Origin of the sequence: Staphylococcus chromogenes (assembly GCF_029024625.1) — a bacterium.
In the GTDB taxonomy this organism is placed as follows: domain Bacteria; phylum Bacillota; class Bacilli; order Staphylococcales; family Staphylococcaceae; genus Staphylococcus; species Staphylococcus chromogenes.
Window position 1 is genome coordinate 1,996,220 of the sequence record NZ_CP118953.1, and the last position, 13,011, is coordinate 2,009,230.

The following is a 13,011-nucleotide window of genomic DNA, read 5'->3' on the forward strand; positions in this document are numbered from 1 at the left end:
ATATCAACATTTTTAATACTAAAGTCTGAGCACCTATGACACCTTGCGGAACATTTTGTAAACATGTAAATATTATTGATGTCATCACTTTCGTATGCAGTGTATTAATCCACTGGAGTGATTAAAAGGTCAAATTTTAAAGGAGGTTATCATATGAAGGAATTCGACAAAATGATAGAGGGTCTTCCCTATCACGCAAACGATCCTGAGCTTGTAAAAGCACGTCAACAAACGGAAAGGTATTTACGACAATTTCCCTAGACGAAGATGAAGCACGTCAAGTGTTTTTAAGGCCACTCCTTGGCTCAACAAAAACGCATTTTACATTCACGCCCCCTATTCATATGGATTATGGATTTAATATTCATATTGGTGAATCGTTTTTTGCCAATGCCCACACAACATGGTTGGACATCGCCCCTATCTATATTGGTAATCATGTTAAAATTGGTCCAAACGTACAAATCATTACCGTCAATCATCCATTGGATTCTATTGACCGACGTTCTGGCATTGAACAAGGGCAACCCATTTCTGTTAAAGATGATGTTTGGATTGGTGCGGGCGCTATTATTTTGCCTGGAGTTACAATTGGCAAAGGGCCACCATTGCCGCAGGTAGCGTGGTTACAAAAGATGTTACCCCTAGAACCGTCGTTGGTGGAAACCCCGCAACAGTAATAAAACCCTATAGCCCCTTCCAACTACGACTGAAGTCTATAGGCGACAAAGGTCAAATTATTTTATAATACAGGTACTTACACAGAAAGGACTATCAATATGCAGGAACAATTCTGGCTTGTTTCTCCTGTTCCCATTTCACTCGTGTTATTGCTTTTTGTGACAACACTCTATTTAGTCAGTCACTATTATCAACGACAACCGCTCTTCTCCATGTTAGATATTTTCTTAAACTATATTCCGGTTTTAACGCATGAATTTGGTCATGTGCTCTTTAACCGTTTAAGTGGCGGTCGCGCTGTAGATTTTGTTGTCGTTGTTAAACGAAGCGAGCGTATGGCTACAGGGCAACAAGGCTATGCCATTACCAAATCACGAAGTCGCTTAGGTCAAATCTGGACCACTTTTGGAGGATATATTATGCCTCCCTTCATGTTGAGTGTGGGATTAATACTTCAAAGTAAGGGCTACGGCGCCTTATTTATACTGTTTTACATTCTTATCTTTTTATACTTTACCGTCGTCACATCAAGAAAAATAACACCTATTTTGATTATATTTATCTTAGGGTTAGCGACTTACTTTGGAGTTCAATCTGAAAATCTAACGAATTACTCGATGATTTATATGATGATTTATCATTTTTTACTCGGGACACTTTTAGGGGAAGTGCTTCAATCGACTGTGACAATTGCGCAACTTACCTTTGCAAGACCTAAACCGTCTTGGGATGGGAGTGCTTTAAGCGCATTAACACATATCCCTACTCTATTTTATGCTTCTATTTGGATATTATTGAATTTAGCCAGTCTCTATTTTCTATTTCAGCAATTATTTGCATCATAAGGCGCTAAGCATAAAGACCTTTTTTCATAAGTTGACGTTATAAGTTCTGGCTAAATGACGTTTTTAATTTATATTAAAGGTTCTATAATAAATCGGACTGATGTATAAATAACTTCATTTATTTGATTGTTCCATAAAGCCTCGCTTTTCTAGGCGCCTCACCTCTGCATGAAGACGTTACGAATGAAATGAGTTACGTATTCAGTACACCTATGAACATGGGTGAATAGGTGATCCATAGTTTAAGATTGAGATTATCTCAATCTTAAAATGGATTTTCGGTTTCGGCTAGATGCCTTAGAAGTCTCGGCTTAGGAATCAATCAAATACGCTATATATATTCACAAGCGTTATAAAATCTATTTTACGACTCAGTTTTACTGATTTAAAGAGTATTAAAATAACAAACAAAGTTCAAGAATTCGTACTCTTACAACAAAAAAGGAGTTTACTCCTTGATTTAATGTGACCAGTACGATTTGACAGAGAACTATATTAAAATAGCCATCAACATGTACTCGAGGGTAAATGTTGATGGCTTTCTAATTTATGTTAGAACTATGACCAATTATCTTTTAGGCTGCTCGTTCAGCAAAAATGACATTAGCATTTTCATAACTCAAGATTACCGTCTGTTCACCATTTTTAATTTCAAGCATTTGATTGGTTGCATCTTTACTTACAACCTCAATTGTCTCGCCTATTTGAATGTTTTTGCTTGAAAGATATATCAATAATTCTGATTTGTCACGGACACGTCTTAAAACAACTTTGTCCCCCGCATCAAATTCGATGAGTGGCGTATTATATCGTTCCACATAATCCGTACCTCTTGGAATGATGCCTCCGTGCGGACAAGTTTCAGGATAATTTAACAATTCATCTAGCCTTTGTACAAATAAGTCTGAAACTCGGTGTTCTAACACTTCTGCTTCTGCATGGACTTCTTCCCAAGTATAATTCATAACCTCTATTAAAAATAATTCTATTAAACGGTGTCGTTTAATGATCTCTAATGTCGCCACAAGACCTTTTTCAGAGAGTTTGACGCCTTTATACGGTTTCGTTTCAACGTATCCTTCTTTTTCTAAACGTCCCACCATTTCACTGACAGAGGGTGGTTTTATATTAAGAAACTGAGAGAGCGTTTTATTCGAAACATAATATGTTTTACCGTCATGACTCAGTATCGCTTTCAGATAATCCTCTTTTTCCTCAGTTAACATGTTTTCACCTCTTAAAAAGATTCACTTTATTGTATCACGAAACAACTTGACTTTGACAGAATACATTTTATAATATAAATTTATTAGGGTAACCTAAATAAAACAAAAGGTTGTGTTAAAATGATTGAGATTAACCACTTAAACCTAACCCTTCAGCATAAGCATGTTCTGAAAGACATCCATTTAACGCTTCCTTTAAATGGAGAAATTGTGGGTATCATGGGTCCAAACGGAAGTGGTAAATCCACTTTGGTCAAAGCATTGGTAGGCGAACTACGTTTTCAAGGCGAAATCAAGCTTAATGGCAAACCTATTAGTCAAGAGAGGCGACATATTGCCTATGTTCCTCAAAAAATGGCCTTAGATTTAGATTTTCCAATAGATGTTGAATCGTTAGTGCTCTCAGGGTGTTATGGTGAAATCGGTTGGTTTAAACGTGTTTCGCGTCAAAAGCGACAACAATGTCATCACTTATTGCAAGATTTAGAGTTATTCGATTTACGTAAACGCCCACTTCATACACTCAGTGGTGGACAATTACAACGTGTCATACTTGCACGTACATTAATGCGTACACATGAAATTTACATTTTAGATGAACCTTTTGTCGGCATTGATTTTAAAAGCGAAAAAATGATTATTCAAAAATTAAATGCGTTAAAACGTGAAGGCAAACTGATTATTATTGTTCATCATGATTTAACAACAGCAAAGGATTATTTTGATCGTGTGTTATTGCTTAACCAGAGTATCCAATATTTTGGTGCGACCGAGGAAATATTAACTCCTTCTAATATTGAGCACACTTTCCTCTCTGCATTACATACCGACACGCTGACACAAAAATATCAATCGAAGGAGCAGACAAATAATGGCATTCCTACAACATCTCGTTGATTATCCATTTTTAACACGCGCGTTATTAACCGCCATTTTCGTTGGCGCAGTCTGTGGCATTGTTGGCTGTTTTATCCTGTTAAGGGGCCTATCTTTAATGGGAGATGCTATGAGTCATGCTGTCCTTCCAGGCGTTGCGATTTCATTCATTTTACATATTCCTATGTTTATTGGGGCTTTGGTTACAGGTGTCTTGAGTAGCTTATGTATAGGTTATATTTCCGACACGACGAAAACCAAAAAAGACGCTGCTATAGGTATTATTTTCACGACGTTTCTTGCTACCGGGATTATCTTGATTAGTACGATACAGTCAACAACAGATCTTTACCATATTTTATTTGGTAATATTCTCGCCATTACGGATGATGCCTTTCATACTACTTTTTGGATTAGTCTTTGCGTTATTATTTTAATTTTAATCCTTTATCGTCCCCTTAAAATTTCAACTTTTGATCCAATATTTAGTCGTATGAACGGACTACCAACGCGTGCGATTCACTATTTAGTCATGTTGTTGTTAGCCTTAGTCATCGTCACAAGCGTGCAAACAGTAGGTGTTATTTTAGTCGTGGCACTTTTAATTACACCCGCGTCCACAGCCTATTTGCTCGCAAACAAACTATCAACGATGCTCATGCTTTCATGTATATGCAGTGTCGTAAGTGCCACGATGGGCATTTACTTTAGTTTTCAACTCAACTTACCAAGTGGTGCCGTCATTGTACTCATTGCTGCCCTACTCTATGTTTTAAGTTTTATTTATCACAAAATCAAATCTAGATTTCATAAAGGAGCTGTCCATACATCATGATTAAACGTATTCTTACTCTCTTACTTGTTGCTGTGATGCTTACCGCTTGTGGTTTTGGTAAAAGTGAAAAACAAGATAAGTTAAAGGTTGTTACAACGAATTCTATACTTTACGATATGACAAAAAATGTTGCAGGTGACCATGCAGAAATACATAGTATCGTGCCTATTGGTCAAGATCCGCACGAATACGAAATTAAACCGAAAGACATTCAAGCCCTCGCCGATGCCGATGTTGTTATTTACAATGGATTCAACTTAGAAAGTGGGAATGGTTGGTTCGAAAAAGCACTTAAAGAAGCTAATAAATCTTTAAAAGACAAAAATGTTATCCAAGCAACAGAAAACGTCAAACCGATTTATTTAAATGGCAATGAGAAGTCAGCCACTCATATTGACCCACATGCATGGTTAAGTTTGGAAAACGGGATTAAATACGTTGAACGCATTCAAAAAGGGTTAGAAGAGGCTGATCAAAAACATCAAAAAGATTATCAAAAGCAGGGAGATAAATATTTATCTGAATTAAAAACTTTAAATGCTAAAAGTCATAACCAATTCAATGACATTCCTAAAGACAAACGTAATATGATTACGAGTGAAGGGGCCTTTAAATATTTTGCAAAACAGTACGATATTCAACCTGGTTTCATTTGGGAAATTAATACAGAAAATCAAGGCACACCGCAACAAATGAAACAAGCGATTGATTTTGTCAAATCTCATAATATGAAACACCTACTTCAAGAAACAAGTGTCAGTGATAAAGCTATGAAGCGTTTAAGTGAAGATACAGGAGCTAAAATTTACGGCACTGTCTACACAGATTCTATCGGTAAAAAAGGCAGTGATGGAGACTCTTATTACAATATGATGGCATCAAACATCAAAACCATTCACGATAGTATGAAATAACTTGAGTTACATTTGCTTAACTCAATAAAAGCGGAGAAACACGCTTTATCCTACATAAATAGCCCTCAAAATTTATCTGAGAATAAATTTTGAGGGCTATTTTGATACAAATTAGTTCATACAAATAGAATTGATAATACAAATTTTATAACTTTAGAGCGGTGAATAATTATAGCAAATTTGATTGATTCCTAAGCCGAGACTTCTGAGGCATCTAGCCGAAACCGAAAATCCATTTTAAGATTTTTCACTTACCGCAATAAAATTAGTGGCAGTAGCTGACTGGATTACGTATGCGCTTTTCAAGCTTTACGCAACTTAAAATAAGGACCACCTATTCACGCATGTTCATAGGTGTACTGAAGACGTAACTCATTACATTCCTAACGTCTTCATGCACCGGCAGGCATTACTACGAAATCAAATAGATTTCTGTAATGCTCCAAGAAAAGCGAGGCTTTTTGGAACAATCAAATACATGAAATCAATTATGTCCCAGCCTCTATTTTACTACCACTTAAACAAGCAACGTTTAAAAATCACTTTCCATTCGATTTGTTTCATAAAGTATTAAAATCCGCTTCTTTAATCATCATCTAAACGAGAATATATTTTTTGACGCCGTTTTACTCTTTTTTCAACGCGTATTTTTCTTTGTTCTTCTGGATCTAAATCCGCTTTATTTAAATCAGAATCATCCTCCGTTGTCGGATGCTTTTGATACATATAAGCACCTGTCCGAAAAGCAGCCCGTGAAATCAAATGTCCTCCAACTGGAGACGTAATATTAATAAAGACGAGGGCGAGAATTGTTCTGACACTGACATATCCTTGGGCAAAAATAAAATAGATAAATACACCCACTAGCGTTAATAACACGGCTAACGTAGACGCTTTAGTTGCCGCATGGATACGTAAAAAGACATCTTGGAAACGCACCAATCCTATAGCACTAATCAGTGCAATGATACTTCCTGCAAAAACAAGAAAAGCGGCGAAGAGTTTAATGATTTCGTTTGTTGTTTCCATTAAACACGTTCCCCCCTTCCATGAAACGTGAAATTGTGACGGAACTCAAGAACGAAATAATCGCGATTAAAACAACCGAATCTAAGAATGAAAATGTTTTAAAGAGTAGACTCAAAACACCTACTGTGGACATTAAAATGGCACTCATCGCATCGAACGCGACGACACGATCGGCAGTTGTAGGCCCTTTAATGAGACGAAATAATACAATGACTAAAGAAATGGCGAAAATAATAAGCGCCCCTGATAATAAATATTCTGTAATGGTCGATATCATTTCGTCACCTCCACAATCAGTTCTTCATATTTTTTAATATTTTTTAGCAATTGTTTCTTCTCTTTTGCCGCAGTATCTATCGCATGGATTAAGAAAACGTTAGGGTCACGGTTGACTCTAATAATCGTGGAACCTGGCGTGATAATAATCAAAATTGTGAGGAAAGTAATTTCCCAATCTGTGTCTAATTGTGTTTCATACCAGACGAGTCCAGGGTCCATTTTATCTGTTTTGAAAAGTACATAATTAATAATTGAGAAAGTTGAAGTAAAAAGTTGATATAAGTACGTCATTAAAAATTTAAAGGACACCCATATCTTTTTCGGATAAAACTCTTGGTCAAAAAATTTATGTACTAAATAAATAATAACTAATCCAATAATGTACCCGACAGTAAAAGTTGGAAATCTAAAGGAATCCTCATCTTGAAAGAGCACCCATAATATAGCAATCATAAAATTCAATGCAATTTGTCTCATGAATGGTCACCTCGCAATTCTGGATTAACCATTTCAATATATTGGTCGACATTCATATTCATCGCTGTCGCTTGCTCAGTCGCTTTCATAATGACAGGTGCCGCTAACCCTATTAACAGAACAACCCCCGTCATAATCATAATAATCCGCTTACGCACAGGGCGAATAGGATGGTACGTTAACTCAGCCCCTTTTTCTTCGTTACCAGCATACATATAGAAGAAAACTCTAAATAAGCTATACATGCCGATAAGACTCGTGACAATCATTAACGTCAAACCAATAAAATGTTGATGTTCTATTGCGCCAATAAAGATAAATAATTTCCCGGGAAATCCACTGAAAGGCGGAACTCCTCCGATGGCGAGTGTAACTACGATGAACGCCACCCCTAACCACGGCTCTTTTCGTGCTAATCCTTTCAAATGGCGATATTGACGATATCCTGTTGTATAGACAATGATACCAATAACAAAAAATAGTAATGCTTTCACGACAATATCATTCATTAAATAAAATATAGCTCCATTAATGCCATTAAAGGTATGTGTTCCTAATCCGAAAATAACAAAACCGATTGATAAAATAACTTGATAAGCGGCGATTTTCTTTATATCTTTATACGCCACTGTTCCTACCGCACCAATAATCATCGTCATACACGCTAAAACGACAAATAATGGTTCTGTGACAGCCCCACTTTGGTTGAAAATAAGCGTATAGAAACGAATGAGTGCATAGGCCCCTACTTTTGTCATTAACGAGGCAAATAATGCTGCGAGTTCCGTATTTAAAACGGCATAGGCTTTTGGCAACCACATAAATAGCACTAACGCCGCTTTAGAACCGAACGCTACGATAAATGACATAGAGACTAAATGAATCGCTGTCGGATCATCCAGTTCACGAATTCTCATCGCAATATGTGTGTAATTTAAAGTGCCTAACTGACGGTACAACAAACCAATTCCAATCAGAAGTATCCATGAACCAATCACATTCAGTACAACATAGATGATACTTGCCCGTAATTGTTCAACGGATTGCCCTAATGTTACGAGCACAAACGAAGCAAGTAGCATGATTTCAAACATGACATAGAGATTAAATAAATCAGCTGTTAAAAATGAACCTACAACGCCCACCGTTAAAAATAAAACAAAGGACGGTAAGTAATAGCGACTGGCACGTTTTTCCCCACGACCAAAACCAAACCCAATAATCATAAAAACGACAAAATGGGTCGTGGTCACTAGTAATAAACTTAATGCATCACCTACGTATTGAATCCCAAATGGTGCTCTCCATCCTGAAAAATCTAATTTGAGCGGCTCATTGTTCACAACGTAAATCAACATCACCAATGAAGAGACAAAAGACACAAATACGATTATTAAAGAAAGCATACGTGATAATCTGACTTGTTTATTTAAAATGACCAGCAACAACGCCCCAATCAGTGGCAACAAAAATGGAATTGCTAAAAAATTGTCATTCATCTTCTTCACCACCTGTTAAAACGTTAATCTCATCTTCTTTCGTCACTTTAAATGTACGGTAAACAAGCACAAGTAAAAATGCCGTAATCGCAAAACCAATCACGATGGCCGTCAAAACAATCGCTTGAAGTAGTGGATCAACAAAATTTTCATGTCCTGTGACGATTAAAGGTTCGGTTTTATCCGATGTATACTCTCCCATGCTCATAATAATGAGGTTTCCCGCATGGGTATAAATTGCGATGCCGATTACAATTCGTATTAAATTTTTAGAAAGAATCATATACGTTGCGATAAACACTAAAAATCCTATCGTTAGGAGTAAGATAATATTCATGATCTCCCTCCACTCAATGAAAGAATTGTCGTCACCACTACACCTACAACGCTTAATGTAATCCCTGCTTCGAATAATGTAATTGTAGATAAATGCACTTCTCCAAAATAAGGAAATTTAAAATATGCATCTGCTTGGTAGAGGATATTTTTGCCGAAAAACAAAGGCGCCAAGGCTGTGCCTAATGAGACAAACGCCCCTACTATCATTAACTTTCTAAAATCAATAGGTAACGCTTCAAGCACTTGTTTCACGTTAAATGCTAAAAACATTAAGATAAATGCCGAACTTAAAATTAATCCTGCAATAAATCCTCCACCTGGATTGTTGTGACCGGCAAAGAATAAATAGAACCCGAAAGTCAAAATGATAAATACAACAATGCGTGTGACTGTTTTAAGGACTAAATCATTCTCTTTCATCTTGACCCCTCCGATCTCTAAAGTTAAGTAATGTATAAATACCTAATCCTGCAATAATTAACACTAATCCTTCCGCCATCGTATCTAACGCTCGGAAATCACCGAGTATCGCATTGACGACATTTTTCCCGCCTGATTTTTCATATGCATCGTGATAAAACACAGAAATCGTCTCTAATGCACTCGCTTGTTGAATCATAAACACAAAACCAACAACGAGAAACGCTGTTAAGAGAGAAACAACAATTTTCACCGATTCTTTTTTCATGTTGAAGCTTCCACGTGGAATATTTGGCAAGCGTGAAAAACTTACAATGAAGAGGACGGTTGTAATTGTTTCTGTCACTAATTGTGTCAATGCTAAATCGGGTGCACGCATTAATATGAAAAATAACGCAACGGCGTAACCAATACCTCCAGTTAATATAACCATCGTTAAACGTTGACGAATAAAAATAAGTGCAAAACCGATGACGATGACAGTGACTAATAAAAGCACATGAAAAATATGATAATCTGTCACGTCAATTTTATACATCTCAGGTATCCCTACGCGTATTAGTCCATAGACATTAATAATAAAATAAATCATCAATGTCACAATCAAGTATGAATTTAAACGATTATTCATAAGAGAACGTAAACCTATTCCTGAGTATTCCTCCATAGATTTATACGATCCGTGGAAAAGATTAACACTTGACCAACTCTTTTCTTTCACTTGTGTAAAACGTGTCCAATCCACGAATAACACACCTATAATACCGAGAACAATAACGGTCACACTCATCATAAGCGGAAGCGTAATACCGTGCCATTGAGATAAATGAGGCGCATAGGAGGCTAATTCATTTGAGGCTACGATATTTTCAAAAGCCCCTTTTAATATGGTATCTCCAACCACTTTAGGCATGATAAAAATAAGAGGTAAACAAATCGCCATCACGGCTGCCGGTGCTATAAATAGCTTTGGCTCATGAAGTGATTTATTGATTTTAAATTCTCCAAAAAACGTTTGTTTTATCATGTAACCCGAATAAATAAATGTAAAAATACTTGCGACAAAACCTATAAAGCTCACAATGACAGTCATGAGAACATTGAAGCCCTGAAGTTTATGCGCATTCACTAATCCTTCAAAAAACATCTCTTTACTTATAAACCCATTCAATAGAGGCACGCCTGCCATTGCTAATGACGCTAATATCATCACTGTCATCGTGATAGGTAACGCCTTTTTCAAACCACCTAATTTGCGAATATCTCGTGTACCTGTTTCATGGTCAATCAGTCCGACCCCCATAAACAAGGCTCCTTTAAATAAGGCATGATTAAGTAAGTGGAAGATAGCCGCAAATAAAATATAAGCATTCGCTTCAATGACAGCTGAATTTGTTGCAGTGGCAATACCGCCTCCAAGTCCTACCATTGACATAATCATGCCAAGTTGACTAATTGTGGAATAGGCAAGAATTCCTTTTAAGTCGTATTGACGAATAGCTGTGATTGAACCGTAAATCATTGTAATTAAACCAATCATCGTCACCATATAAATATAAAATTGGCTCTGACCTAAAATTGGCGTAAAGCGAAGCAATAGAAAAATACCTGCTTTTACCATCGTCGCTGAGTGTAAATAAGCACTCACAGGCGTAGGAGCTGCCATCGCTCGAGGTAACCAAAAATGAAATGGCCACTGTGCAGATTTTGTAAATGCCCCGAGTAAAAACATCAAAACAATCGGAATAAACAGCGGATGTGCCGCAATTTCATGACTTTGTGCAATCTGTTTGGTGATTGTATTCGTTCCCGTGACAACATAAAGCATGATAAAGCCCACAAGCATTGCCAAACCACCAAAAACGGTCACAACAAATGAGGTCATTGCCCCGCGTTGACTGTCAGTTTTATCGTACCAATAACTGATTAATAGAAAAGAGGAAACACTCGTGAGCTCCCAAAAAATGTACAAAATAATCGTGTTATTCGCTAACACAATCCCTAACATACTGAACATAAATAATACGAGGTAAATGTAAAAGCGTGGCAAATCATCGTATTTATGGGATAAATATTGTGTGGCATAAAAGAAGACCGCTACACCAATAATTGAAATGAGAAGGCTAAAGAACAAACTCAAGCCATCAAGTCTAAAATCAAAGTTAATATCGTATGTTGGCAACCACTTTAACGTGTAACTTAAATAATGATGATTTAAGACTTTTGGAATGTGATACAAAAAAACTACTGCTGACGCTACTGGCGCCATTAATGCGAGAAATCCTGGCCATTGTTTCGTATTGCCTTTCATCATAACAGCCAGAACGAGCATGATGATAATTAAAAATGACATTAATCCTAAAATAACCATCCTCTATCCTCCTTATAAACAAATTTTATAAATTTAATGCGATTGTCGTATTAATTTCCTTTTTCGTAATTCCTATAAATTTCATCGTTTCATAGGATGTTTGATGTCCTAAATATTTTTGAATAATGGAGATAGACACCCCAGAACGATACGTATGATAGGCAAATGTTTTTCGTAATGTTGTTAAACCAATATGTTCTATCCCTACCTTCGTTGCTGCCGCGTTTATTATGCGATAAGCTTGTTGTCGACTCAAACCATTTTTTGTTCGCTTTGATTGAAATAACAAACTTGTGTCCGTCAGTCTTCCCTCACGAATGTACCCTATCAATTCACCTCTTAGTTTTTCAGGAATAATGACTCGGATATCTTGTGAAGTTGACGTTACCCATACATGGACGACTTCATGTTGTGGATTTAATACATCCTCAACCTTTAAATTTAGTAATTCATTTAATTTGACACCTGTATGAATCGCAAACTTAAATAGTAAGTAATCTCTCATGGATTGGCTTTGTAAATACACATACATTTTATGTATATCTGTTTTATCTCGAATTGGATCTACAAAGTTCACATCTGCCACCTCATTTAATGTTTCTTATACAATGATATACTTTATTTTAGTAACATGAAAGAGTTATGTTCACATTTTTCAAAAAAATTTTTGGCCTTTTTGCGTTTTAAAAACGATATATATAGTGAAAGGAGGTCAGAAATCATGAACAACTTAAATCTTACACTCATTCTGACACAAACGACTTTATCTCCGGAAGGCAAAGCAACGAAATCCACGCGTCGATTCAATCAAATTAAATCGACAGCAACTGACCAAGAGTTACTTTCTTTTGCTAAAGCGATTGAAGCACTATCTGGAGAGCATTACGACAGTATCGAATCAGTGAAAACTGAACAAATTGGTTAAAAGGAGACTACATTATGAATACAAAAACATTAGAAATTACATTTGAAAATGCATTACAAAAACCTGTAAAACTTACCATCCCTAAATTAGCATCAACAATTACACGCGAATTAGTAGAAGTGCAAGCCGATAAAATTGTAAAATTAAATATTTTAATGTACAATGGCGTGCCTGTGACAAAAGTAAAATCTGCGCAATTGATAGATCGCACGGTCACAGTATTATTCTAAAATTAATCGCTGTATAGATTCATTTTCATTCTGTTTAAAGTCCTCAAAATGACCATTCAATTTTG

Annotated in this window: 16 protein-coding genes and 1 pseudogene; 8 read left to right on the plus strand and 9 right to left on the minus strand. The window is 36.3% G+C overall.

Annotated elements, in window-relative coordinates; genetic code table 11:
- Positions 1–153: 153 nt before the first annotated feature.
- From PYW36_RS11390 to PYW36_RS09735, 3 genes and pseudogenes are all read left to right on the plus strand, one after another.
- Positions 154–261, plus strand: a complete 108-nt coding sequence (locus PYW36_RS11390; protein ID WP_105962920.1) for a maltose acetyltransferase domain-containing protein — start codon at positions 154–156, stop codon at positions 259–261.
- Between the two features lie 275 nt (positions 262–536).
- Positions 537–685, plus strand: a pseudogene (locus tag PYW36_RS11395) (DapH/DapD/GlmU-related protein); the annotation flags it as partial.
- A gap of 94 nt (positions 686–779) precedes the next feature.
- Positions 780–1,526, plus strand: coding sequence for a M50 family metallopeptidase (locus tag PYW36_RS09735; RefSeq protein ID WP_037572729.1), 747 nt, complete (start codon positions 780–782; stop codon positions 1,524–1,526).
- Positions 1,527–2,101: 575 nt separating this feature from the next.
- Here the strand turns inward: PYW36_RS09735 and PYW36_RS09740 are convergent.
- Positions 2,102–2,752, minus strand: a complete 651-nt coding sequence (locus PYW36_RS09740) for a metal-dependent transcriptional regulator (protein ID WP_103159320.1) — start codon at positions 2,750–2,752, stop codon at positions 2,102–2,104.
- A 120-nt stretch (positions 2,753–2,872) separates the two neighbouring features.
- Here PYW36_RS09740 and PYW36_RS09745 point away from each other — a divergent pair, with 120 nt between their 5' ends.
- The 3 genes from PYW36_RS09745 to mntC are packed head-to-tail and all read left to right on the plus strand — an operon-like array spanning position 2,873 to position 5,377.
- Positions 2,873–3,649, plus strand: a complete 777-nt coding sequence (locus PYW36_RS09745) for a metal ABC transporter ATP-binding protein (RefSeq protein WP_103159319.1) — start codon at positions 2,873–2,875, stop codon at positions 3,647–3,649.
- Positions 3,624–4,463, plus strand: a complete 840-nt coding sequence (locus PYW36_RS09750) for a metal ABC transporter permease (protein WP_037572735.1) — start codon at positions 3,624–3,626, stop codon at positions 4,461–4,463. Before PYW36_RS09745 ends, PYW36_RS09750 begins: the two co-directional genes overlap by 26 nt.
- Positions 4,463–5,377 carry a manganese ABC transporter substrate-binding lipoprotein MntC gene (gene mntC, locus PYW36_RS09755; RefSeq protein WP_037573086.1) on the plus strand — a complete coding sequence of 305 codons (915 nt, stop codon included), beginning with the start codon at positions 4,463–4,465 and terminating at the stop codon, positions 5,375–5,377. Before PYW36_RS09750 ends, mntC begins: the two co-directional genes overlap by 1 nt.
- A 585-nt stretch (positions 5,378–5,962) precedes the next feature.
- On the opposite strand, the gene PYW36_RS09760 is transcribed toward mntC, so the two are convergent.
- The 8 genes from PYW36_RS09760 to PYW36_RS09795 are packed head-to-tail and all read right to left on the minus strand — an operon-like array spanning position 5,963 to position 12,368.
- On the minus strand, positions 5,963–6,406 hold the full coding sequence (locus tag PYW36_RS09760; RefSeq protein WP_103159317.1) for a Na+/H+ antiporter subunit G: 444 nt from the start codon (positions 6,404–6,406) through the stop codon (positions 5,963–5,965).
- On the minus strand, positions 6,381–6,683 hold the full coding sequence (mnhF2, locus tag PYW36_RS09765) for a Na+/H+ antiporter Mnh2 subunit F (RefSeq protein ID WP_037572739.1): 303 nt from the start codon (positions 6,681–6,683) through the stop codon (positions 6,381–6,383). Before mnhF2 ends, PYW36_RS09760 begins: the two co-directional genes overlap by 26 nt.
- Complete coding sequence (locus PYW36_RS09770) at positions 6,680–7,162, minus strand: Na+/H+ antiporter subunit E (RefSeq protein ID WP_037572741.1); 483 nt, start codon at positions 7,160–7,162, stop codon at positions 6,680–6,682. The genes mnhF2 and PYW36_RS09770 overlap by 4 nt, the downstream gene beginning before the upstream one ends.
- A complete protein-coding gene (locus PYW36_RS09775) occupies positions 7,159–8,661 on the minus strand; it encodes a Na+/H+ antiporter subunit D (protein ID WP_037572743.1) in 1,503 nt (500 codons plus the stop codon). The genes PYW36_RS09770 and PYW36_RS09775 overlap by 4 nt, the downstream gene beginning before the upstream one ends.
- A complete protein-coding gene (mnhC2, locus tag PYW36_RS09780; RefSeq protein ID WP_037572746.1) occupies positions 8,654–8,998 on the minus strand; it encodes a Na+/H+ antiporter Mnh2 subunit C in 345 nt (114 codons plus the stop codon). Before mnhC2 ends, PYW36_RS09775 begins: the two co-directional genes overlap by 8 nt.
- The gene (gene mnhB2, locus PYW36_RS09785) at positions 8,995–9,420 is read right to left on the minus strand and encodes a Na+/H+ antiporter Mnh2 subunit B (RefSeq protein WP_103159316.1); all 426 of its coding nucleotides are present in this window, start codon (positions 9,418–9,420) and stop codon (positions 8,995–8,997) included. Before mnhB2 ends, mnhC2 begins: the two co-directional genes overlap by 4 nt.
- Positions 9,407–11,791, minus strand: a complete 2,385-nt coding sequence (locus tag PYW36_RS09790) for a DUF4040 family protein (protein WP_037572750.1) — start codon at positions 11,789–11,791, stop codon at positions 9,407–9,409. The genes mnhB2 and PYW36_RS09790 overlap by 14 nt, the downstream gene beginning before the upstream one ends.
- Before the next feature lie 25 nt (positions 11,792–11,816).
- Positions 11,817–12,368 carry a tyrosine-type recombinase/integrase gene (locus PYW36_RS09795; protein WP_037572752.1) on the minus strand — a complete coding sequence of 184 codons (552 nt, stop codon included), beginning with the start codon at positions 12,366–12,368 and terminating at the stop codon, positions 11,817–11,819.
- A gap of 144 nt (positions 12,369–12,512) precedes the next feature.
- On the opposite strand from PYW36_RS09795, the gene sroA reads away from it, so the two are divergent.
- The gene (gene sroA, locus PYW36_RS09800) at positions 12,513–12,716 is read left to right on the plus strand and encodes a sigS mRNA-stabilizing protein SroA (RefSeq protein WP_037572754.1); all 204 of its coding nucleotides are present in this window, start codon (positions 12,513–12,515) and stop codon (positions 12,714–12,716) included.
- 14 nt (positions 12,717–12,730) lie between these two features.
- On the plus strand, positions 12,731–12,946 hold the full coding sequence (locus PYW36_RS09805) for a DUF2922 domain-containing protein (RefSeq protein WP_037572755.1): 216 nt from the start codon (positions 12,731–12,733) through the stop codon (positions 12,944–12,946).
- Positions 12,947–13,011 lie beyond the last annotated feature (65 nt).